This is a genomic window from Collimonas arenae, assembly GCF_000786695.1.
Lineage (GTDB): Bacteria > Pseudomonadota > Gammaproteobacteria > Burkholderiales > Burkholderiaceae_D > Collimonas > Collimonas arenae_A.
In genome coordinates this window covers 3,523,494-3,544,621 of sequence record NZ_CP009962.1, presented here as the reverse complement: position 1 = coordinate 3,544,621, position 21,128 = coordinate 3,523,494, and the positions used below count along the sequence as shown (strand labels likewise).

Genomic DNA, 21,128 nt, shown 5'->3' with positions numbered 1-21,128 from the left:
GGTTTGGTCAGATTTTTGCTAGCCGGTCCAGCGCCAGTTGCAGCGTCTGGTCTTGTTTGGCAAAGCAGAAACGGACGATTCCCGATTCGCGCGGCGACTGGTAGAACGCCGAGACCGGAATTGCCGCAACGCCGATTTCCGAGGTCAGCCAGATCGCAAAATCGGCTTCGCTCAACGATGAAATGGCCGAGTAATCGACGCATAGGAAATACGTGCCGTCCGCCGGCAGCAGTTTGAAGCGGGTATTTTTCAGTCCGTCGCGGAACAGGTCGCGCTTGCGTTGATAGAAAGCCGGCAGATCAAGGTAGGGGGCGGGATTTTGCATATATTGCGCAATCCCGTGCTGTACCGGCGTATTGACGGTAAAGACGGAGTATTGATGGACCTTGCGGAATTCCGCCGACAGCGCCGGCGGCGCCGCCACATAGCCGATTTTCCAGCCGGTGACGTGATAGGTTTTGCCAAAGCTGGAGACCACGAAGGCACGCGCGGCGAGTTCGGGATGGCGGCAGACCGATTCATGGCGGGCGCCGTCAAACACCATGTGCTCATAGACTTCGTCCGACAGTATCAGGATGTCGGTGCCGCGCACGATGGTCTTCAGCGCTTCGATGTCCGCCAGGCCCAACACGCTACCGGTCGGATTGTGTGGAGAGTTGATCATGATCATCCGCGTGCGCGAATTTACCGCCGCCGCAATCCGGTCCCACGGGATGCTGTAGCCGTTCGCGCCAAGCACCATCTGCACCAGCACCGGTTTGCCGCCTGCCAGTTCGATCGCCGGTACATAGCTGTCATAGGCCGGCTCGATCACGATGACCTCGTCGCCCGGATGGACCGCGCACATGATCGCTGTCAGCAAGCCCTGGGTGGCGCCGGCGGTGACCGTGATATCGGTGGCCGGATCGTATTGATGGCCGTAGACGACGCCGATCTTGGTGGCGATGGCCTGGCGCAGGGCTGGCACGCCTGGCATCGGCGGATACTGGTTGAAGCCGCTTTTCATGGCGTGGCTGACGGCGTCGACCAGTGCCGGATCACAGTCGAAATCGGGGAAGCCCTGGCCCAGGTTGACCGCGGATTTTTCGCTCGCGAGAGTCGACATTACCGTGAAAATGGTAGTGCCGACGCGGGGAAGTTTGGAGTTGAGCGGGGCGGTTTCGGTTTTGCTGGTGGAAGCTATTGAATCACGTTTCATCTGCTGGCAATCTTGGCTAATGTCTGAAATTCGCATTTTAGCGTTTTGTTGCTGAGTGCACAGCGACGCAACTAATTGTGATTCTCGCAATAGTGGCGGAGTGCAGGTTCCTGCGGACGCGTCGCGACCTAAGGGACAGTTGGCGTTGCAAGGCTCCAAGCCTGGGGTGGAATGATGGCAAACAGCCCGATCTTGGCCGTCTTGCGTGCCAGTTTCAGCAGCGCCTTGTCCTTTGTGATCAGGGTGGTGGCATGGGCGCCCAGCGCCAATTCCAGGAATTTCTGGTCGTCGCGATCAGTGCAGAGCGGCAGGCGGATATCGGTGCGCGGCGCCAGCGCTTCAGCCTCCAGACAGGTAATCAGGGCGTCGAATTCTGCGTTGAAACCCGGACGGGTGTCATCGGTGACAGGCAAATGGCTGTAATGCAAAACCATTTGCCACTCCAGGCGGCAGTCTGCGCGCGTTACGGCTTCCACAGCGCCGCTTTGCAAGGCTGTCATCAAGCCATGCCAGCGCGGGTCGCGAAAGACGAATAAATCGAGGCAGACATTGGTGTCGATGACGATCCGCGGCCTGTTTGGCTGGGGTTGAGTCGCTGTCGGTAAATCTTGGTTCATGCAGGTTTCCATCAATCGGTTGCGCGCATTCTACCTTGAGCCGGCTTCCAGCAAGCGTGAGAACGTTGCAGCGAACAGGTGGACGTCGCCGGGCCAGCGGGCGGAAATGTAATTGCCATCGGTGACAACGAAGGCCGGCCGGCTGTCGCTGGCGCTGTCGCGGAACAGGCCGCTGCTTTTGCGGAAGAAATCAGGCGCGCCGGGGGACGTGTCAAGAAAATCATCCGGCTGCGCCAATACGCGGGTCACTTCGGCCTGGACGCTACGATACCCGGATGCTTCGCCGCTGTGCTCGCCATAGGTACGATAGTAGGCAGGATCCCAGAAGCGGCCGCAGAATCTCATCAGGTTCCAGGCGGTTTGTTCCAGTTTCCAGGTCAGGGCAGTGGTTTTGCGGCCGTATAGAGCCGATTTCCCGCTGCGCGGCGAGCGGCTGCGGGCAGCCAGGACGACGCCGTGGCAGATGGCTGCGACCGGTTTGCCGCTATCGAAAAAAGCACCGACGAAATCTTGCAGCGGCTGGCTTTCCAGGTAAGCCAGCATGCCGCGCGCACGATGGCCGCCAGGCAGTAACAGACCATCGTAATCGGTAGAAACTAGCTCCGGGTAACTAAGTGGCGTCAGGAACCCCTGGTCGCTGCACAGCGCGGCGTAATCAGCACGTGCGGCCGCATTGGCGCGCAGAGTCAGGCCCAGTAGTTTTATTTTCTTGAGCAGGGGGATAAATCCCCATGCATCCAGGCCCTCGCCGGAGAGCATCAACGGATCTGCCGCAGCAGGCTGGCCATCGGGCGTGGCGAATATCACCCGATGACCCTGTGTGATCAAGATGCGCCAGGAAACCGCGACCTCACTCGGATCGAAATCCAGATTCGGGATCGGTATCAGGACAGTTCGTGGAGCAACGCTCATGACAGGCTAATTAACGGTTCTTGGAATTTTTTTAGAAGGAAGGCGGTGGCTAGACAAGCACCGTACCTTTGCTTATGCTGCCATGCTACAACTAAATATCCATTTCAAGGGAAAACTGAGACGATGAAAGTTCTAGAAACCGAACGCCTGATTTTGCGCACCTTGAATGGCGACGACGCCGAGTTTTACCTGCGGCTGATTAACCAGCCGGCGTGGCTGCAGTTTATCGGAGACAGGGGAATACGGACGGTGGAGGCGGCGCGCGCTGCGATTCTGAGCGGCCCGATGACGGCGCAGGAGAAGTACGGCTTCAGTTTTTACATGACGGAATTGAAAGAAGACGGACAGCCGATGGGAATTTGCGGTCTGATCAAAAGAGAAACTCTGGATGATGTCGATATTGGCTACGCCTTCATGCCGGAGTTCTGGGGCAAAGGCTATGCTTTGGAAGCCGCCTCGGCGGTGCTGGAGTACGCCAATCGCGTTTGCGGCCTGCAGCGGGTTGTGGCGATCACTTCGCCTGACAATTATTCTTCAATCCGCTTGCTTGAAAAGATGGGGTTGAAATTTGAAAAGATGCTGAAGCTGAAGAACGACGATTCGGATACCAAGTTGTTTGCCTATCAGTTCTAGTCACTGCGGTTATCTTCCCGGCTTTGTCGTGCTATGGTGGAAGCTGTTGATTCCACTTCAGGAGGCATGATGAAGCTGATCGAACCGGACGAAAAAAACGATTTTCACGCGATTTTGCAAGCGCAGCATCTAGACGCCGGCGACTTTGAATTGCATGAAATAGACACCACCGATCCCAAAACCGATGAGATTTTTGCGCTGACCGGTTTTGTCACCGTCAGCAGAAAATCCAGCGAACGGAAGAAGCAATATCCGATCGGCGACGGCAGCATCTGGGTTGCCGAATTCGAGCGGGATTTGCTGCAAGGTGTTTTTAACTGATTTTCGCGATCAGCGCCGATGGCATTGTTTCGGTATCATTGCGGACATTCTTTTGTATATTTGGATGTTCACAATGCTGATTGTCTTGTCGCCCGCAAAATCCCTTGATTACACTACTCCCAGCACGACAGATACTCATACCACCCCCGATTTCATCGATCATTCGGCCGAGCTGATCAACGTGCTGCAAAAGCTGTCGCCGGACCAGATCGGCAGCATGATGAAAATCTCCGATCCGCTGGCGCAGCTGAATACGGCGCGCTTCGCTTCCTGGTCCAGAAACTTCACCAGCGCCAATTCCAAGCAGGCGATCATGGCTTTCAACGGTGATGTCTACGAGGGCCTGGATGCCGCTACCCTGAATACTACCCAGTTGAACTACGCGCAAAGCCGTATCCGGATTTTGTCCGGTTTGTATGGCGTCTTGCGACCGCTTGACCGGATGCAGCCGTATCGCCTGGAGATGGGCACTAGCCTGGCCAACCCCCGTGGCAAGAACCTGTATGCGTTCTGGGGCGATACTGTAACCCAGGCACTGAACGTCCAGCTAAGCCGGCAAAAGGGTAAGACACTGGTGAACCTGGCGTCGGAAGAGTATTTCAAGGTGGTGCGGCCGGCGGTGCTGGATGCCAGCATCGTGACGCCGGTGTTTGAAGACTGGAAGAATGGCAAATACAAGATCATTTCTTTCTACGCCAAGCGTGCGCGCGGCTTGATGGCGCGTTATGCGACGCTGAACAAGATTACAGATGCGGAGAAGCTGAAGGCTTTCGATCTGGGCGGCTATCAATATATCCCGCAGGATTCGGATAGCCGGCGTTGGATGTTCCGGCGCCGTTTGGCGGACTGAGCTGCGGCGTTAGAGGTGGCGATAAACGATTGCGCATAGAGGAAGAATATGGTTGTGAACGAAGCGACTGCAACTCCCGCACTGGCCGTTACCTACAAGGATATCGCTGCCGCTGCCAAGCGCCTGGAGGGCCTGGCTTATGCTACGCCGGTGCTGACTTCCAGCCAGGCTGACCGGCAGGCGGACGCCAGCATTTTCTTCAAATGCGAAAATTTCCAGCGTGTCGGCGCGTTCAAGTTCCGTGGCGCCTATAACGCCATCAGTTGCCTGACCGAGGAACAAAAGCAGCAAGGCGTGGTGGCTTTTTCATCCGGCAATCACGCACAAGGCATGGCTCTGGCAGCGCGCATGTTGGGCGTGCACGCTACCATCGTCATGCCGAGCAATGCGCCGGCGATGAAGTTGGCCGCCACACGTGAATACGGCGCCGAAATCATTTTGTACGATCGTGAACGCGAAGACCGCGAGGTGATTGCCGCGCGCTTGTCTGACGAGCGTGGTTGCGCCGTCATTCCTGCCTACGATCACCGTGATGTGATTGCCGGGCAAGGAACGGTGGCGAAGGAGCTGTTTGATGCAGTCGGCCCCCTCGATTACCTGTTTGTCTGTACGGGCGGCGGCGGTTTGCTCTCCGGTTGTGCAATTGCCGCAGCGCATTTGTCGCCCGATTGCGTTGTTTTCGGGGTGGAACCGGAAGCCGGGAATGATGCTCAGCAATCTTTGCGAAGTGGCAAGATTGTGCACATTCCTGTACCGGATACCATTGCCGACGGTGCTCAGACGCAACATATCGGCAAGCTGGTATTGCCGATACTGCAAGCCCACGTGAAAGACATTTTGACGGTCAGCGACGATCAGTTGCGGACCCAAATGCGGTTCTTTGCCGAGCGAATGAAGATCGTGGTGGAGCCCGCCGGTTGTCTGGCCGCTGCTGCGGTCATGCATCGTGCCATTGAATTCTCCGGCGCAAAAGTGGGGGTGATCGTGAGTGGCGGCAATGTCGATATGGATCTTTTCTCGCGCTCTATTGCTGCTGCGAAAGCATTTTCTGATATCGTTGCACCTTGAATTTGTTGTTGTCAGGAAAATATTAAGCGCAGATTTGTCAGGCTTTATGGCGAAAAATGCCATTTCTACGCGCCCTAAACATTTCTTGCCGGTTTGACCGCATTCCCCCCAGCGCGTTAGAATGCCGGGTTATTGAAAACCTGGGCTTTGCCAAATATGCGCCGTAAACTTGTAGCCGGTAACTGGAAAATGAATGGCAGTCTGGCCGCCAACGCTGCTTTGCTGGCGGAAATCAAGGCTGGCATGGCTGCTGTTGCTGTCTGTGATGTGGCGTTATGTGCGCCGGCGCCTTATTTTGCGCAATGCCAGGCGGAGCTTGCCGGATCGGCAATTGCCCTTGGTGGCCAGGACGTGTCGGCCCATGCCGCAGGCGCGTATACTGGTGAAATCGCGGTCAGCATGTTGCAGGATTTTGCTTGCCGCTATGTGATCGTCGGCCACTCCGAGCGGCGTGCTTACCATGCGGAGACGGATGAGCTGGTGGCGCAAAAGGCATTGCGCGCCTTGCAGGCGGGCGTGACGCCGATCGTCTGTGTGGGGGAGACCCTGGGCGAGCGCGAAGCTGGCCAGACCGATACGGTGGTTGGCCGCCAGTTGCAGGCAGTGTTGAATGTGCTGGAAGCAGGGCAGGTAAGTGAGATCGTGGTGGCCTACGAGCCGGTATGGGCAATTGGCACCGGCAAGACGGCGACGCCGCAAATGGCGCAAGATGTGCACATGGCCTTGCGCGCCAAGCTGGCCGAAAAGAATTCCGCGGCTGCGGTGGAGGTAAGGATTTTGTATGGTGGCAGCATGAAGCCCGAGAATGCAGTCGAATTGCTGGCCATGCCGGATATCGATGGTGGCCTGATTGGCGGCGCCGCGTTGAAAGCGGCTGATTTCCTGGCGATCGTTGCTGCAGCCCGATAGTCTGGATTTGGATTAAATAAGTACGTATTTTGTATCTGGTAAATAAAGCATCAACTCTCCTTGGAAATCATTAAATGAACACAGTATTTAATATCATTGTCATCGTTCAGGTGTTGGCGGCGTTGACGATTATCGGCCTGGTGCTGCTGCAGCATGGCAAGGGCGCTGATATGGGGGCGGCTTTCGGCTCCGGCGCTTCCGGCAGCCTGTTCGGCGCAACCGGTTCCTCGAACTTCCTGTCGAAGTCGACCGGCTTTGCGGCGGCGCTGTTCTTCATCGCCACCCTGGCGTTGGTCTATCTGGGTAATCACCGCTCGGTAGCCACTGGTGGCGTGATGGATAACCTGCCGGCGGCTACTGCGCCTGCATCGGCTCCGGCCTCGGCGGCGGCTGCTGCTCCGGCTGCAGCTGATGCCGCCATTCCGGCAACATCGGCGACCCCAGCTGCGGCTGCTGCGGCGCCTGCGAGTTCAGCGGCAGCCGTGCCTGCGGCATCGACCGGCAGCGCGCAGTCGAATCAAATTCCGAAGTAAGTATCGACAGTTATTCGCAATAAATGGCAATAAATAGTAGTAAAGAGAGCAGGATTTGACGCCGCCTGGCGAAATACTCTGCTCTCTGCAATTTAGTCTTGGTTTTAGAGTGAAATTGCTGACTTTTAATCGTTTTGTGCATTGAACAAAAGTACTAAATCAGGTTAAAATGCACGCTTATGCCGACGTGGTGAAACTGGTAGACACGCTATCTTGAGGGGGTAGTGGCGAAAGCTGTGCGAGTTCGAGTCTCGCCGTCGGCACCAAAGAATACGAGGCCAGCAACGGTTGCCCCTGCGCTGGCTTTTTGTCGAGGAACTTGTAGTGTGGTTTGCTGGATTGGGGGCGTCAGGTCTGAGATTTCAGATCCGCAAATCATTCTGCTAATCGTTTGAACTACTGGCGCATAATCGTGAACCTCGAAAATTATTTTCCCGTCCTGCTGTTTATTCTGATCGGTATCGCGGTTGGTGTTGCACCGCAATTGCTAGGTCGGATACTTGGGCCGCATCGGCCCGATTCCCAAAAAACTTCTCCTTACGAATGCGGCTTTGAAGCGTTCGAAGATGCGCGCATGAAGTTCGATGTGCGTTACTACCTTGTCGCCATTTTGTTCATTTTGTTCGATCTGGAAACCGCTTTTTTCTTCCCGTGGGGGGTTGCCATGCGCGACCTCGGATGGCAGGGCTTTATCACGATGATGGTGTTTATCGCCGAATTCGTGGTTGGCTTCTGGTACATCTGGAAACGCGGCGCTCTGGATTGGGAGTAAGTCATGTCTATTGAAGGCGTATTGAACGAAGGCTTTGTCACCACAACTGCTGACAAGCTGATCAACTGGACCCGTACCGGCTCGCTGTGGCCGATGACGTTTGGCCTGGCCTGCTGTGCCGTCGAGATGATGCATGCTGGCGCCTCGCGCTACGACATGGACCGTTTTGGTGTAATCTTCCGTCCGTCGCCACGTCAGTCCGACGTGATGATCGTGGCTGGCACGCTGTGCAACAAAATGGCGCCGGCCTTGCGCAAAGTGTACGACCAGATGCCAGAGCCGCGCTGGGTGATTTCGATGGGTTCCTGCGCCAACGGCGGCGGTTACTACCATTATTCGTATTCGGTGGTGCGCGGTTGCGATCGCATCGTGCCGGTGGATATTTATGTTCCTGGCTGCCCGCCGACTGCTGAAGCGCTGTTGTACGGCATCATCCAGTTGCAAAACAAGATTCGCCGCACCAATACGATTGCGCGTTAAGAGAGCACCATGACGACCAAACTGGAAACCCTGGAAGCCGCCGTGCGCAATGCGCTTGGCGACGACCTTCAAAGCCTGACAGTGGCCTTTGGCGAGATCACCATCATCGTCAAGGCTGCGAATTATCTGTCGGCGATGCGCGTCCTGCGCGATCACGCCGATACCCGTTTTGAAGAGCTGATCGACCTCTGTGGCGTCGATTATTCGACCTACGGCGAGGGCGCATGGGATGGCGCGCGATTTGCCGTGGTATCCCACCTGCTGTCGATTGCGCACAACTGGCGTTTGCGCGTGCGCGTGTTCGCACCGGATGACGAGATGCCGGTGGTGGCCTCGCTGACTGATATCTGGGCATCGGCCAACTGGTACGAGCGCGAAGCATTCGACTTCTTCGGCATCCTGTTCGAAGGCCACAACGACTTGCGCCGCATCCTGACCGACTATGGCTTTATCGGCCATCCGTTCCGCAAGGACTTCCCGGTTTCGGGTTATGTCGAGATGCGCTACGACGCCGAGCAGAAGCGCGTAATTTATCAACCCGTAACGATCGATCCGCGCGAAATCACGCCGCGGGTGATTCGTGAAGAACATTACGGGATCAAATAATGGCAGAGATTAAGAACTACACGCTGAACTTCGGCCCGCAGCATCCGGCCGCGCACGGCGTTTTGCGCCTGGTGCTGGAGCTGGACGGCGAAGTCATCCAGCGCGCCGACCCACATATCGGCCTGCTGCATCGCGGCACCGAGAAGTTGGCGGAACAAAAAACCTATCTGCAATCCGTACCGTACATGGACCGTCTCGACTATGTGTCGATGATGTGTAATGAACACGGCTATGTGATGGCGATTGAGCGCCTGCTTGGCCTGGAAGTGCCGTTGCGCGCCCAGTACATCCGCGTCATGTTCGACGAAATCACGCGCCTGCTGAACCATTTGATGTGGATTGGTGCGCATGCGCTGGACGTCGGCGCGATGGCGGTCTTGCTGTATGCATTCCGCGAACGTGAAGATCTGATGGATTGCTACGAAGCCGTTTCCGGCGCGCGTATGCATGCGGCTTACTATCGTCCGGGCGGCGTTTATCGCGACCTGCCGGACACAATGCCGCAACACAAGGCATCGCTGGTGCGTAACGCCAAGGCGATCAGCGCCCTCAATGAAAACCGTCAGGGCTCCCTGCTGGACTTCATCGAAGACTTCACCGTGCGCTTCCCGAAATACGTGGATGAATACGAAACCCTGCTGACTGACAACCGTATCTGGAAACAGCGCCTGGTCGGCATCGGCGTGGTCTCGCCGGAGCGCGCCAAGGCGATGGGCTTTACCGGCGCCATGTTGCGTGGTTCCGGCGTCGAGTGGGATTTGCGCAAGAAGCAGCCGTACGAAGTGTACGACTTGCTCGACTTCGACATCCCGGTCGGCAAGAACGGCGATTGCTATGACCGTTATCTGGTGCGCGTGGAAGAAATGCGCCAGTCCAACCGGATCATCAAGCAATGCGTAGAATGGCTGCGCAACAACAACGGTCCGGTGATGACCACCAACCACAAGGTTGCGCCATCGTCGCGGGTCGACATGAAATCCAACATGGAAGAGCTGATTCACCACTTCAAGCTCTTCACCGAAGGTTTCCATGTGCCGCCGGGCGAAGCGTATGCCGCGGTGGAGCATCCGAAGGGCGAATTCGGCGTGTACATCGTCTCGGATGGCGCCAACAAGCCGTACCGTTTGAAGATCCGCGCACCTGGCTTCCCGCATCTGCAAGGTTTGAACGAAATGGCCAAGGGCCACATGATCGCCGATGCCGTTACCATCATCGGTACGCAAGATATCGTTTTCGGTGAAATCGACCGTTAAGTGCATCAAGTAAGCCTGCTAAGTCTGCTGTTACCAATTAACTATCGCGCAAAGCATCGCGCACGAATGGCCAACACATGTTGTTAAGTCAAGATACATACAAAAAGATCGATCGCGAAGTAGCGAAATTCCCCGCCGACCAGAAACAGTCGGCGGTGATGGCCGCACTGGCGATTGCGCAAGACGAAAAGGGCTGGCTGGCGCCGGAAACCATGCAGGATGTCGCAGACTATCTGGACATGCCGGCGATCGCGGTGCAGGAAGTCGCGACCTTTTACAATATGTACAACACCAAGCCGGTCGGCAAGCACAAGATCAGCATCTGCACCAACCTGCCTTGCCAGCTGTCCGGCGGCGAGCGGGCTGCGGAGCATTTGAAGCACAAGCTCGGCATCGGTTTCCGCGAGACCACGGCCGATGGCCAGTTTACGCTCGTTGAAGGCGAATGCATGGGCGCTTGCGGCGATGCGCCGGTGCTGCTGGTGAATAACAAACGCATGTGTAGCTGGATGTCGAACGAAAAGATTGACGGCTTGCTAGAGGAACTCAAGAAATGACCAGCTTGCACAATCGTCATATCAATCCGCTGATCCTGGCTAATCTGGACGGCAACAACTGGCACTTCGCCGATTACGTCAAGCGTGGCGGCTATACCGCCCTCAAGCGTATCCTGTCTGAAAAAATCACGCCGGAACAAGTCATCGCAGAACTGAAAGCCGGTTCGCTGCGCGGCCGTGGCGGCGCGGGTTTCCCGACCGGCCTGAAGTGGAGCTTCATGCCACGCCAGTTCCCGGGCCAGAAGTACTTGGTCTGCAATACCGACGAAGGCGAGCCGGGCACATTCAAAGACCGCGACATCATTCGCTACAATCCGCATTCGCTGATCGAAGGCATGGCCATCGGCGCTTACGCCATGGGCATCACGGTCGGCTACAACTATATTCACGGCGAAATCTGGTCCGGCTATGAGCGCTTTGAAGAGGCGCTGGAAGAAGCTCGGGCCGCAGGTGCCCTGGGCGACAAGATTTTCGGCAGCGAATTCAATTTCCAGTTGCACGCGTTCCACGGCTACGGCGCTTACATCTGTGGCGAAGAAACCGCCTTGCTGGAATCGCTCGAAGGCAAGAAGGGACAGCCGCGCTTCAAGCCGCCTTTCCCTGCCAGCTTTGGCTTGTACGGCAAACCGACCACGATCAACAATACCGAGACTTTCGCTGCGGTGCCGTTCCTGCTGAACATGGGCGGCGAAGCCTATGCGGCGCTGGGCAAACCGAATAACGGCGGCACCAAGATTTTCTCGATTTCCGGCGACGTTGAAAAGCCGGGTAATTACGAAGTGCCGCTGGGCACTCCGTTTTCGACGCTGATGGAACTGGCCGGTGGCATGCGCGGCGGCAAGAAGATCAAGGCAGTGATCCCTGGCGGTTCATCCGCTCCGGTGATCAAGGGCGACGTCATGATGGATACCGATCTCGATTACGATTCGATCGCCAAGGCCGGCTCGATGCTCGGTTCAGGCGCCGTGATCGTGATGGACGAAACGCGCTGCATGGTCAAATCGCTGTTGCGCCTGTCGTACTTCTATTTTGAAGAGTCGTGCGGCCAGTGCACGCCATGCCGCGAAGGCACGGGCTGGCTGTACCGCCTGGTTCACCGCATCGAAACCGGCCATGGCCGTCCGGAGGACATGGACCTGCTGGATACGGTTGCCGGCAACATCATGGGGCGCACCATCTGTGCGCTCGGTGATGCGGCAGCGATGCCGGTGCGTGGTTTCCTCAAGAATTATCGCGAAGAATTTGAATATCACATCGAGCATAAGCATTGCTTGGTGCCAAGTTATCAATAATTGCGGGACAGAGGCGGCCTGCGTTGGCTTTAAGAGCCACCGTAGCGTGGCTAATTACTCTGTCCTCAACTAATCAGATAAAACGGTTGAGTTGCAAAGAACAGCAGTAGCGCGACGAATTGCTCTGTTTTCAAATGATCATGAATGATGGTCGATGACGGCATCAGCAAATACTCTAAGCAAGAACACTTAGGCAAGAAAAGCAAAAGCCATGGTTGAAATCGAAATAGACGGCAAGAAAGTGGAAGTCCAAGAGGGCAGCATGGTAATGGATGCTGCCAACAAGATTGGTACTTACATTCCCCATTTTTGCTATCACAAAAAACTCTCCATCGCGGCTAACTGCCGCATGTGCCTGGTCGAGGTGGAAAAAGCCCCTAAGGCCCTGCCAGCCTGCGCCACGCCGGTGACCGCCGGCATGATCGTGCGCACCGCCAGCGACAAGGCGACGACCGCGCAGAAGAGCGTGATGGAATTCCTGCTGATCAATCATCCGCTGGATTGCCCGATCTGCGATCAGGGCGGCGAATGCCAGTTGCAGGATCTGGCGGTCGGCTACGGCAAATCGTCTTCCCGCTACGAAGAAGAGAAGCGTGTCGTGGCGCCGAAAGACGCCGGTCCGCTGATCTCCATGCAGGAAATGAGCCGTTGCATCCAATGCACGCGCTGCGTCCGTTTCGGCCAGGAAATCGCCGGCGTGATGGAGTTCGGCATGGTTGGCCGCGGCGAGCATTCCGAGATTACTACCTTTGTCGGCAAGACCGTCAACTCGGAATTGTCCGGCAACATGATCGATCTGTGTCCGGTCGGTGCATTGACTTCCAAGCCTTTCCGTTACAGCGCCCGTACCTGGGAATTGTCGCGTCGCAAATCGGTCAGCCCGCATGATGGCCTGGGCGCCAATCTGGTGGTGCAGGTCAAGTCCGGCAAGGTGATGCGCGTACTGCCGCTGGAAAACAACGACGTCAATGAATGCTGGATATCGGACAAGGACCGTTTCGCCTATGAAGGCTTGAACAGCGCCGAGCGTCTGACCAAGCCGATGCTGAAGCAAGACGGCAAGTGGCAAGAAGTCGAATGGCAAACTGCGCTGGAATATGTCGCGCACGGTCTGCGTAACATTCGCCACGAGCACGGCGCCGATGCGATTGCTGCTGTCGGCACGCCATATTCGACCCTGGAAGAATTGTCGCTGCTGCAAAAAGTAGTACGTGGCATGGGTTCGGAAAATATCGATTTCCGTCTGCGCCAATCCGACTTCGCCCTCGACGGCAAGGTCACGCCATGGCTGGGCATGTCGATCAACGAATTCGCGCAATTGAATCGCGTTTTCATGATCGGTTCGTTCCTGCGCAAGGATCATCCTTTGCTGTCGGCGCGCTTGCGCCTGAGCGTCAAGCGCGGCGCCAAGCTGAGTATCCTGCACGCAACCGACGACGACCTGCTGATGCCGGTCGCTAACAAGATTATCGCGGCGCCGTCGGCTTGGTTGTCGGCGTTGAGCCAGGTCGCAGTCGCTGTGGCGCAAGCCAAGAGTGTTGCTGTTCCTGCCGGGTTCGACAATGTCGAGCCTTCAGCCGAAGCCAAGCAAACTGCCGCCAGCCTGTTGTCGGGCGATGCGAAAGCAGTCATGCTGGGTAATGCAGCAGCGCAGCATCCACAAGCCTCGCAACTGCATGCGGTTGCGCAATGGATTGCACAACAGACTGATGCCAAGTTCGGCTATATGACCGAGGCTGGTAACACTGTCGGCGGCTATTGGGCGAATGCCTTGCCAGCTGCTGGCAAGGGTCGTAATGCGCAACAAATTTTCGCGCAACCTCATAAAGCCTATGTCTTGTTGAATGCTGAGCCTGAACTGGACAGCTTCGACCCGCAGGTGGCTGTCGCTGCGCTGAAGCAGGCTGAAATGGTTGTCGCAATGTCGGCTTACAAGCATGGTGCCGACTATGCAGACGTCTTGTTGCCGATCGCGCCGTTCACGGAAACTTCCGGTACTTTCGTCAACTGTGAAGGCCGCGCTCAAAGTTTCAACGGTACCGTTCGGCCTATGGGCGACGCTCGTCCGGCCTGGAAGGTGTTGCGCGTGTTGGGTAACTTGCTGGGCTTGGCAGGCTTTGACTATGACACTTCGGAAGCGATTCGCGACGAAGTGCTGGGTACCGGTGAAGTCGCTGCAGCCAACTTGGCGGCGCGCCTGAACAATGCCTGCGACCTGCAACCGCAAGCTGGCGCACAAACTGCGAATGGCGCACTCGAGCGTATTGCCGATGTGCCGATCTATTTTGGCGACGCCGTCGTACGCCGCGCCGCATCGCTGCAGGAAACCGTTGACGGCCAAGCGCCGCAAGCGTGGTTGCCGGCAGCGCTGGCAGCAAAACTGGGTGTTGCCGGTGGAGACCGCGTGACAGTAAAACAAGGGCAGGGCGTAGCTTCGCTGCTGGCGGCGATTGATGCCTCCTTGCCGGAAAATGTGGTGCGGGTAGCCGCTTCGCATGCCTCGACCGCAGCCTTGGGTGCGATGTTCGGTTCTATCGTAGTGGAGAAAGCATGATGGATCATTTCATCGCCACCATCAATGCAACCGGCGCCGGCTGGTTCGGCGTTATCTGGCCGCTGATCTGGAACCTGATCAAGATCATCGTCGTGGTCGTGCCGTTGCTGCTGTGCGTAGCCTACATGACTTATTGGGAGCGCAAACTGATTGGCTGGATGCATATCCGCGTCGGTCCTAACCGGGTCGGTTTCGCAGGCTTGCTGCAGCCGATCGCCGACGCCGTCAAGCTGTTGCTGAAAGAAGTCACGGTGCCGGCGCGCGCCAACCGGGTATTGTTCTTCATCGCACCGATCATGACCATCATGCCAGCCTTGGCGGCCTGGGCTGTGGTGCCCTTCGGTCCTGAGACCGTGCTGGCTAACGTCAACGCCGGTCTGCTGTTCGTGATGGCGATTACCTCGATGGAAGTCTACGGCGTGATCATCGCCGGCTGGGCATCCAACTCCAAGTACGCTTTCCTGGGTGCGATGCGCGCTTCGGCGCAGATGGTGTCCTACGAAATTTCGATGGGCTTTGCCCTGGTCATCGTACTGATGGTATCGGGCAGCCTGAACTTGACTGATATCGTGATGGCGCAGAGCAAGGGCTATTTCTACGATCACGGCGTCGGCTTCCTGTCCTGGAACTGGCTGTCCTTGTTCCCTGTGTTCCTGATTTATTTCATTTCCGGCATCGCCGAAACCAACCGTCATCCGTTTGACGTGGTTGAAGGCGAATCGGAAATCGTAGCCGGTCACATGATCGAATACTCGGGCATGTCGTTCGCAATGTTTTTCCTGGCTGAATACGCCAACATGATTCTGGTGTCGATCCTGACAGCTCTGCTGTTCATGGGCGGCTGGGCTTCGCCTGCTGCGTTCCTGGACTGGATACCAGGCTGGATCTGGCTCGGTTTGAAGACCTTCTTCATGTTGTCTGTGTTTATCTGGGTACGTGCCTCGTTCCCGCGCTATCGCTATGACCAGATCATGCGCCTGGGCTGGAAAGTATTCATCCCCCTGATTCTCGTCTATCTGGTGATTGTCGCAGCCTGGATTCAAAGTCCATGGAATATCTGGAAGTAATGGAAGGTATAGAGTAAATGGAAGCCATCAAGGATTTTTTCGGCAGTTTGATGCTGCTGGAGCTGATCAAGGGATTGCGCCTCACCGGCCGCTACCTGTTCGCACGCAAGATTACGGTGCTGTTCCCGGAAGAGAAGACGCCGCAGTCGCCGCGTTTTCGCGGTCTGCACGCGTTGCGCCGCTATCCGAACGGAGAAGAGCGCTGCATCGCTTGCAAACTGTGTGAGGCAGTTTGCCCGGCAATGGCGATCACGATTGAATCGGAACAGCGTGCAGACGGCTCTCGCCGTACCACGCGCTACGATATCGATCTGACCAAATGCATTTTCTGCGGTTTCTGCGAAGAGTCTTGCCCGGTCGATTCGATCGTCGAGACCCACATTCTGGAATATCACGGTGAAAAGCGTGGCGATCTGTACTACACCAAGGAAATGTTGTTGGCGGTGGGTGATCGTTACGAACCTGAAATCGCCGCGGCGCGCGCCGCGGACGCTGCATACCGTTAATCTGTCTTACAGCGCGTTCTTATTGTGCTGTGGTTGTGAAAAATTGAATTATTTGCGGGACCGGGTTACATCGCCAGCAGAAAATCGCGTGGCGAATTACCCGGCCTCCAACCAACTAACGCTAGCTTGTAGCGATTAGTGAAGCTTCTTTAGCCGACTTTTTGGGCCATTATGGAATTTAAGACCTTCTTGTTTTACGCGTTCTCCGTGGTGCTGGTATTGGCCTCGCTGCGCGTTATCACCGCCCGTAATCCAGTGCATTCCGCGCTGTTCCTGGTGTTGTCGTTCTTCTCGGCGGCCGGTATCTGGATGCTGCTCAAGGCTGAGTTCCTGTCGATCGTGCTGGTGCTGGTGTACGTCGGTGCGGTGATGGTGCTGTTCTTGTTTGTGGTGATGATGCTGGATATTAACCTCGAAAAAATGCGTGAGGGATTCTGGGGTTATTTTCCGCTTGGGGCCACAGTCGGCACCATCATCGTCCTGGAAATGGCCGGGGTCATATTCCACGGTTTCCAGGGCAGCGATGCCGATGTGCCAGCCATCTCGGCCAACATCGGCAATACCAAAGAGCTGGGCAAGCTGATCTATACCGAGTACGTATTCGCCTTCGAAATTGCCGCCGTGATCTTGCTGGTGGCGATTGTGGCAGCGGTTGCACTGACCTTGCGCCGTCGTAAAGACAGCAAGTATTTCTCGCCGGCTGCTGCGGTCAAGGTCAAGAGCACCGACCGGGTACGCATCGTCAAGATGAAGTCGGAAGATAAGGTCGATCCAATTGCGCCGGCAGTACCTGTTGCCGCGCCTGCCACTCCACCAGCAACTCCGCCTGCACCGGCGGCGCCACAAAAATAACAAGGACGCAACATGGTACTTTCGCTCGCTCACTATCTGATCCTTGGTGCGATCCTGTTCTCGATCGGGATCGTCGGCATTTTCCTCAACCGCAAGAACCTCATCGTATTGCTGATGGCAATCGAATTGATGCTGCTGGCGGTGAACATGAATTTCATCGCCTTCTCGTATTACCTCGGCGATGCGGCAGGGCAGATTTTCGTTTTCTTTATCCTCACGGTAGCGGCCGCAGAATCGGCAATTGGTTTGGCCATCCTGGTGGCGTTGTTCCGTAATCTGGACACCATCAATGTGGAAGATCTGGACAGCCTCAAAGGCTGATGACGAGGTTTGTCCCGGTAGCCGTTGCTGACGGGGCATGGAATACGCAGACAACAAATAACGAATAAAGATAAGGTTCATCATGGCGGGGCAACTTAACCCACAATTACTTCTTGCCGTACCGTTGGCACCCCTGGCTGGTGCTGCGATCGCGGGCTTATTCGGTACCAAATTCTTCGGTAATCTGGTCGGTCGCAAGACCTCGCATACGGTCACGATCTTGGGCGTGCTGATCGCCTTGATCATTTCCGTGCAGACCTTGCTGCAGGTAATCGATGGCGCCACATTCAACGGTACCTTGTACACCTGGATGACGGTCGGTGGCGTCAAGCTGGAAGTCGGTTTCCTGGTCGACAGCCTGACGGCGATGATGATGTGCGTGGTAACCTTTGTTTCGCTCATGGTGCATATCTACACCATCGGCTACATGAAAGACGACGAAGGCTATAACCGCTTCTTCTCCTACATTTCGCTGTTCACGTTCTCGATGCTGATGCTGGTCATGAGCAACAACTTCCTGCAGCTGTTCTTCGGTTGGGAAGCAGTGGGCCTCGTGTCGTACCTGCTGATCGGTTTCTGGTATACCCGTCCGACGGCGATTTTCGCCAACATGAAAGCCTTCCTGGTCAATCGTGTCGGCGACTTTGGCTTTATTCTCGGCATCGGTTTGCTGCTGGCGTATTCCGGTTCGATGAACTACACCGAAGTGTTCGCGCAAAAGGGCCTGCTGGCGCAAATGACTCTGCCGGGAAGCAACTGGATGTTGTTGACGGTTGCCTGTATCTGCCTGTTCATCGGCGCCATGGGTAAATCCGCACAGTTTCCGTTGCACGTCTGGCTGCCTGATTCAATGGAAGGCCCGACGCCGATTTCCGCGCTGATCCACGCGGCGACCATGGTAACTGCCGGTATCTTCATGGTGACCCGCATGTCGCCGCTGTTCGAACTATCGGATACCGCCTTGTCGTTCATCCTGATCATCGGTTCGATTACTGCGCTGTTCATGGGTTTCCTCGGTGTTATCCAGACCGACATCAAACGCGTCGTGGCGTACTCGACCTTGTCGCAGCTTGGCTACATGACTGTGGCGCTGGGTGCATCGGCTTACTCTGTGGCAGTGTTTCACTTGATGACGCACGCTTTCTTCAAGGCTTTGTTATTCCTTGGCGCCGGCTCGGTGATTATCGGTTTGCACCACGATCAAGACATGCGCAACATGGGTGGCTTGCGTAAATACATGCCGATTACCTGGATTACATCGCTGATCGGATCACTGGCGCTGATCGGTACGCCGTTCTTCTCAGGTTTCTATTCAAAAGACAGCATTATCGAAGCGGCGCACGCATCGACCCTGTTCGGTTCGGGCTTTGCTTATTTCGCCGTGCTGGCCAGCGTATTCGTGACTGCCTTCTATTCGTTCCGCATGTACTTCATGGTGTTCCATGGCGAAGAGCGCTTCGGCAAGGCACATGACGATCATGGTCACCACGCTCCGGCGCACGCAGTGAGCGATGCCCACGATGCCCATGACGCGCATCACGACGATGCAGAGGAAGAGCACGAACATCATGGCCTGGCGCCAGGCCAGAAGCCGCATGAGTCGCCTTGGGTTGTGACATTGCCGCTGATCTTGCTGGCGATTCCATCCGCCGTCATCGGTTTCTTTGCGATCGAGCCGATGCTGTTCGGCAGCTTTTTCAAGGACGTAATTTTCGTCAACGAAGCGCATCATGCAATGGAAGAGTTGCGCACCGATTTCCACGGTCCGGTTGGCATGGTGGCGCACGCATTCAGTTCAGCGCCGTTGTGGCTGGCGATTGCCGGCGTGGCAGCAGCTTACTATTGCTATATGGTCAATCCGCGCTTGCCTGCGGCGATCAAGCAGAAGTGTGGCCCGATCTTCACGCTGCTCGACAATAAATACTATATGGACAAGTTCAACGACGTGGTCTTCGCCGGCGGCGCCCGCATGCTGGGTCGTGGCTTGTGGAATGCCGGCGACCGTGGCCTGATCGATGGCCTGATCGTCAACGGCAGCGCCAAGGCCGTCAACTGGTTTTCGAAAATTACCCGTCTCTGGCAATCCGGCTATATCTATCACTATGCATTCGTGATGATTATCGGCGTGCTGGGTTTCCTGGTTTGGTTCATGCCGTTTCCGTTTGCCAAATAAGCTGGGCGAGCTTAGTCAACTCTCAGCAAACTCAGCAAGGTAGATAAATAATAAATATGATGCAGTCAACTTTCCCTCTTCTCAGCCTCGCGATCTGGTGTCCGGTCGCGTTCGGTATCCTCGTCCTGGCCGTAGGTCGCGACGATAATCCAACCCTGGTGCGCTGGCTTTCGCTGCTAGGCGCAGCGGTCAGTTTTGTCGTGACTTTGCCGATCGTGCGTCAGTTCGACAACGGCCTCCAAGGTATGCAGTTTGTTGAAAAGTCGGTGTGGATCGACCGCTTCAACATCAATTATTTCCTCGGTATCGACGGCATTTCGTTGTGGTTCATTCCGCTGACCGCATTTATCACGGTGCTGGTGGTGATTTCTGCATGGCAAGTGATCGAGAAGAAAGTCGCGCAATACATGGGCGCTTTCCTGATCTTGTCGGGCCTGATGATCGGTGTCTTCTGCGCGCTGGACGGGATGCTGTTCTATGTATTCTTCGAAGCCACGCTGATCCCGATGTTCATCATCGTCGGTGTCTGGGGTGGTACCAACCGGGTGTATGCGGCGATCAAGTTCTTCCTGTACACGCTGATGGGTTCGCTGCTGATGCTGGTCGCATTGCTGTACCTGTATTTCCATTCCGGCACTTTCGAAATCCTGACCTGGCATCAGCTGCCGCTGGATATGTCGGAACAGATTTTGATCTTCCTGGCTTTCCTGATTGCCTTTGCGGTCAAGGTGCCGATGTGGCCGGTACATACCTGGTTGCCTGACGCTCACGTTGAAGCGCCAACCGGCGGCTCAGTAGTGTTGGCGGCCATCATGCTGAAGTTGGGCGGTTACGGCTTCCTGCGTTTTTCGCTGCCGATTACACCTGACGCCAGCCACTATCTGGCAGGTTTCATGATCACCTTGTCGCTGATTGCCGTCATTTATATCGGTCTGGTAGCGCTGGTGCAAAAGGACATGAAGAAGCTGATTGCCTATTCGTCGATTGCGCACATGGGTTTCGTTACGCTCGGTTTCTTTATTTTCAATGACATCGGTTTGCAGGGCGGTATCGTGCAAATGATTTCGCACGGCTTTGTGTCCGGCGCGATGTTCCTGTGTATCGGCGTGTTGTATGACCGCATGCATACCCGTGAAATCTCGGCCTACGGTGGTGTCGTGAACGTGATGCCGCGTTTCGCTGCCTTGTTTGTGCTGTTCTCGCTGGCCAACTCCGGCTTGCCAGGCACGTCCGGTTTCGTCGGTGAATTCATGGTGATTCTGGGGGCGGTCAAATTCAATTTCTGGATTGGCCTGCTGGCGGCGACTGCACTGATTCTCGGCGCAGCGTATTCGCTGTGGCTGGTCAAGCGGGTGGTGTTCGGCGCTGTAACCAATTCGCACGTGAAAGAAATGCTGGACCTGAACAAGCGTGAGTTCGCCATGCTGGGTGTGCTGGCGATTGCCGTTATCGCGATGGGCCTGTATCCGGCGCCATTCACCGATGCCATGCAGGTATCGGTGGCGGACCTGCTGAAGCATGTCGCGATCACCAAGTTAAATTGATGAGTTGCGGGGCAGAGGTGGCCAGCGCAGGTTTTACGTGGCGCCAAAAGGCGACAAGTTACCCTGTCCGGGCGACTCTGTCCTCAACTGACTAAGAAGTACAGTGTACA

Annotated in this window: 22 protein-coding genes and 1 tRNA gene; 20 read left to right on the top strand and 3 right to left on the bottom strand. The window is 56.1% G+C overall.

The window, feature by feature from the left end; genetic code table 11:
- Positions 1 to 7: 7 nt before the first annotated feature.
- The 3 genes from LT85_RS15615 to LT85_RS15605 all read right to left on the bottom strand — a co-directional run bounded on the left by LT85_RS15615 (position 8) and on the right by LT85_RS15605 (position 2,727).
- On the bottom strand, positions 8 to 1,198 hold the full coding sequence (locus LT85_RS15615) for a pyridoxal phosphate-dependent aminotransferase (protein ID WP_052135233.1): 1,191 nt from the start codon (positions 1,196 to 1,198) through the stop codon (positions 8 to 10).
- Between the two features lie 128 nt (positions 1,199 to 1,326).
- Positions 1,327 to 1,815 (bottom strand): putative toxin-antitoxin system toxin component, PIN family, encoded by a 489-nt coding sequence (locus LT85_RS15610; protein ID WP_052135232.1) that lies wholly within the window; start codon positions 1,813 to 1,815, stop codon positions 1,327 to 1,329.
- A 30-nt stretch (positions 1,816 to 1,845) separates the two neighbouring features.
- Entirely contained in the window at positions 1,846 to 2,727 is an 882-nt protein-coding gene (locus LT85_RS15605) for a type 1 glutamine amidotransferase domain-containing protein (RefSeq protein WP_038490418.1), read from the bottom strand.
- A gap of 123 nt (positions 2,728 to 2,850) precedes the next feature.
- Here LT85_RS15605 and LT85_RS15600 point away from each other — a divergent pair, with 123 nt between their 5' ends.
- The 20 genes from LT85_RS15600 to LT85_RS15505 all read left to right on the top strand — a co-directional run bounded on the left by LT85_RS15600 (position 2,851) and on the right by LT85_RS15505 (position 21,018).
- The gene (locus LT85_RS15600) at positions 2,851 to 3,360 is read left to right on the top strand and encodes a GNAT family N-acetyltransferase (RefSeq protein WP_038490415.1); all 510 of its coding nucleotides are present in this window, start codon (positions 2,851 to 2,853) and stop codon (positions 3,358 to 3,360) included.
- Between the two features lie 66 nt (positions 3,361 to 3,426).
- Positions 3,427 to 3,681, top strand: coding sequence for a transcriptional regulator (locus tag LT85_RS15595; RefSeq protein WP_367379776.1), 255 nt, complete (start codon positions 3,427 to 3,429; stop codon positions 3,679 to 3,681).
- Positions 3,682 to 3,754: 73 nt separating this feature from the next.
- Positions 3,755 to 4,531 (top strand): peroxide stress protein YaaA, encoded by a 777-nt coding sequence (gene yaaA / locus LT85_RS15590; protein WP_038490407.1) that lies wholly within the window; start codon positions 3,755 to 3,757, stop codon positions 4,529 to 4,531.
- Between the two features lie 48 nt (positions 4,532 to 4,579).
- A complete protein-coding gene (locus LT85_RS15585; RefSeq protein WP_038490404.1) occupies positions 4,580 to 5,599 on the top strand; it encodes a threo-3-hydroxy-L-aspartate ammonia-lyase in 1,020 nt (339 codons plus the stop codon).
- Positions 5,600 to 5,755: 156 nt separating this feature from the next.
- Positions 5,756 to 6,508: a triose-phosphate isomerase gene (gene tpiA / locus LT85_RS15580; RefSeq protein ID WP_081992430.1), complete on the top strand. Its 753-nt coding sequence runs from the start codon at positions 5,756 to 5,758 to the stop codon at positions 6,506 to 6,508.
- A gap of 74 nt (positions 6,509 to 6,582) precedes the next feature.
- Positions 6,583 to 7,041 (top strand): preprotein translocase subunit SecG, encoded by a 459-nt coding sequence (gene secG, locus LT85_RS15575; protein ID WP_038490399.1) that lies wholly within the window; start codon positions 6,583 to 6,585, stop codon positions 7,039 to 7,041.
- Positions 7,042 to 7,222: 181 nt separating this feature from the next.
- Positions 7,223 to 7,307: transfer RNA gene (locus tag LT85_RS15570), tRNA-Leu, on the top strand.
- A gap of 146 nt (positions 7,308 to 7,453) precedes the next feature.
- Positions 7,454 to 7,813 (top strand): NADH-quinone oxidoreductase subunit A, encoded by a 360-nt coding sequence (locus LT85_RS15565; RefSeq protein WP_038496449.1) that lies wholly within the window; start codon positions 7,454 to 7,456, stop codon positions 7,811 to 7,813.
- A gap of 3 nt (positions 7,814 to 7,816) precedes the next feature.
- Entirely contained in the window at positions 7,817 to 8,293 is a 477-nt protein-coding gene (locus LT85_RS15560; protein ID WP_014005578.1) for a NuoB/complex I 20 kDa subunit family protein, read from the top strand.
- 9 nt (positions 8,294 to 8,302) lie between these two features.
- Complete coding sequence (locus LT85_RS15555; RefSeq protein ID WP_038490394.1) at positions 8,303 to 8,899, top strand: NADH-quinone oxidoreductase subunit C; 597 nt, start codon at positions 8,303 to 8,305, stop codon at positions 8,897 to 8,899.
- Positions 8,899 to 10,152 (top strand): NADH-quinone oxidoreductase subunit D, encoded by a 1,254-nt coding sequence (locus LT85_RS15550; protein WP_038490391.1) that lies wholly within the window; start codon positions 8,899 to 8,901, stop codon positions 10,150 to 10,152. Before LT85_RS15555 ends, LT85_RS15550 begins: the two co-directional genes overlap by 1 nt.
- A 77-nt stretch (positions 10,153 to 10,229) precedes the next feature.
- Complete coding sequence (nuoE, locus tag LT85_RS15545; RefSeq protein WP_038490389.1) at positions 10,230 to 10,709, top strand: NADH-quinone oxidoreductase subunit NuoE; 480 nt, start codon at positions 10,230 to 10,232, stop codon at positions 10,707 to 10,709.
- Positions 10,706 to 12,001, top strand: coding sequence for an NADH-quinone oxidoreductase subunit NuoF (gene nuoF, locus LT85_RS15540; protein WP_038490387.1), 1,296 nt, complete (start codon positions 10,706 to 10,708; stop codon positions 11,999 to 12,001). The genes nuoE and nuoF overlap by 4 nt, the downstream gene beginning before the upstream one ends.
- Positions 12,002 to 12,212: 211 nt before the next feature.
- Positions 12,213 to 14,555, top strand: coding sequence for an NADH-quinone oxidoreductase subunit NuoG (gene nuoG / locus LT85_RS15535; RefSeq protein WP_038490385.1), 2,343 nt, complete (start codon positions 12,213 to 12,215; stop codon positions 14,553 to 14,555).
- Positions 14,555 to 15,622, top strand: a complete 1,068-nt coding sequence (gene nuoH / locus LT85_RS15530; RefSeq protein WP_038496447.1) for an NADH-quinone oxidoreductase subunit NuoH — start codon at positions 14,555 to 14,557, stop codon at positions 15,620 to 15,622. The genes nuoG and nuoH overlap by 1 nt, the downstream gene beginning before the upstream one ends.
- Positions 15,623 to 15,639: 17 nt before the next feature.
- Positions 15,640 to 16,128 (top strand): NADH-quinone oxidoreductase subunit NuoI, encoded by a 489-nt coding sequence (gene nuoI / locus LT85_RS15525; RefSeq protein ID WP_038490382.1) that lies wholly within the window; start codon positions 15,640 to 15,642, stop codon positions 16,126 to 16,128.
- Between the two features lie 171 nt (positions 16,129 to 16,299).
- Positions 16,300 to 16,980: an NADH-quinone oxidoreductase subunit J gene (locus tag LT85_RS15520; protein ID WP_038490379.1), complete on the top strand. Its 681-nt coding sequence runs from the start codon at positions 16,300 to 16,302 to the stop codon at positions 16,978 to 16,980.
- Between the two features lie 12 nt (positions 16,981 to 16,992).
- Positions 16,993 to 17,301, top strand: a complete 309-nt coding sequence (gene nuoK, locus LT85_RS15515; protein WP_038490377.1) for an NADH-quinone oxidoreductase subunit NuoK — start codon at positions 16,993 to 16,995, stop codon at positions 17,299 to 17,301.
- A gap of 82 nt (positions 17,302 to 17,383) precedes the next feature.
- Positions 17,384 to 19,474: an NADH-quinone oxidoreductase subunit L gene (nuoL, locus tag LT85_RS15510; RefSeq protein WP_038490374.1), complete on the top strand. Its 2,091-nt coding sequence runs from the start codon at positions 17,384 to 17,386 to the stop codon at positions 19,472 to 19,474.
- A 56-nt stretch (positions 19,475 to 19,530) separates the two neighbouring features.
- Positions 19,531 to 21,018 (top strand): NADH-quinone oxidoreductase subunit M, encoded by a 1,488-nt coding sequence (locus LT85_RS15505; protein WP_038490371.1) that lies wholly within the window; start codon positions 19,531 to 19,533, stop codon positions 21,016 to 21,018.
- The last annotated feature ends 110 nt before the right edge of the window (positions 21,019 to 21,128 follow it).

What these genes read in the sequence shown, in the direction of transcription:
- LT85_RS15615 (WP_052135233.1), bottom strand. Translation starts at nt 1,198, where the DNA reads ATGAAACGTGATTCAATAGCTTCCACCAGCAAAACCGAAACCGCCCCG.
- LT85_RS15610 (WP_052135232.1), bottom strand. Translation starts at nt 1,815, where the DNA reads ATGAACCAAGATTTACCGACAGCGACTCAACCCCAGCCAAACAGGCCG.
- LT85_RS15605 (WP_038490418.1), bottom strand. Translation starts at nt 2,727, where the DNA reads ATGAGCGTTGCTCCACGAACTGTCCTGATACCGATCCCGAATCTGGAT.
- LT85_RS15600 (WP_038490415.1), top strand. Translation starts at nt 2,851, where the DNA reads ATGAAAGTTCTAGAAACCGAACGCCTGATTTTGCGCACCTTGAATGGC.
- LT85_RS15595 (WP_367379776.1), top strand. Translation starts at nt 3,427, where the DNA reads ATGATGAAGCTGATCGAACCGGACGAAAAAAACGATTTTCACGCGATT.
- yaaA (WP_038490407.1), top strand. Translation starts at nt 3,755, where the DNA reads ATGCTGATTGTCTTGTCGCCCGCAAAATCCCTTGATTACACTACTCCC.
- LT85_RS15585 (WP_038490404.1), top strand. Translation starts at nt 4,580, where the DNA reads ATGGTTGTGAACGAAGCGACTGCAACTCCCGCACTGGCCGTTACCTAC.
- tpiA (WP_081992430.1), top strand. Translation starts at nt 5,756, where the DNA reads ATGCGCCGTAAACTTGTAGCCGGTAACTGGAAAATGAATGGCAGTCTG.
- secG (WP_038490399.1), top strand. Translation starts at nt 6,583, where the DNA reads ATGAACACAGTATTTAATATCATTGTCATCGTTCAGGTGTTGGCGGCG.
- LT85_RS15560 (WP_014005578.1), top strand. Translation starts at nt 7,817, where the DNA reads ATGTCTATTGAAGGCGTATTGAACGAAGGCTTTGTCACCACAACTGCT.
- LT85_RS15555 (WP_038490394.1), top strand. Translation starts at nt 8,303, where the DNA reads ATGACGACCAAACTGGAAACCCTGGAAGCCGCCGTGCGCAATGCGCTT.
- LT85_RS15550 (WP_038490391.1), top strand. Translation starts at nt 8,899, where the DNA reads ATGGCAGAGATTAAGAACTACACGCTGAACTTCGGCCCGCAGCATCCG.
- nuoE (WP_038490389.1), top strand. Translation starts at nt 10,230, where the DNA reads ATGTTGTTAAGTCAAGATACATACAAAAAGATCGATCGCGAAGTAGCG.
- nuoF (WP_038490387.1), top strand. Translation starts at nt 10,706, where the DNA reads ATGACCAGCTTGCACAATCGTCATATCAATCCGCTGATCCTGGCTAAT.
- nuoG (WP_038490385.1), top strand. Translation starts at nt 12,213, where the DNA reads ATGGTTGAAATCGAAATAGACGGCAAGAAAGTGGAAGTCCAAGAGGGC.
- nuoH (WP_038496447.1), top strand. Translation starts at nt 14,555, where the DNA reads ATGGATCATTTCATCGCCACCATCAATGCAACCGGCGCCGGCTGGTTC.
- nuoI (WP_038490382.1), top strand. Translation starts at nt 15,640, where the DNA reads ATGGAAGCCATCAAGGATTTTTTCGGCAGTTTGATGCTGCTGGAGCTG.
- LT85_RS15520 (WP_038490379.1), top strand. Translation starts at nt 16,300, where the DNA reads ATGGAATTTAAGACCTTCTTGTTTTACGCGTTCTCCGTGGTGCTGGTA.
- nuoK (WP_038490377.1), top strand. Translation starts at nt 16,993, where the DNA reads ATGGTACTTTCGCTCGCTCACTATCTGATCCTTGGTGCGATCCTGTTC.
- nuoL (WP_038490374.1), top strand. Translation starts at nt 17,384, where the DNA reads ATGGCGGGGCAACTTAACCCACAATTACTTCTTGCCGTACCGTTGGCA.
- LT85_RS15505 (WP_038490371.1), top strand. Translation starts at nt 19,531, where the DNA reads ATGATGCAGTCAACTTTCCCTCTTCTCAGCCTCGCGATCTGGTGTCCG.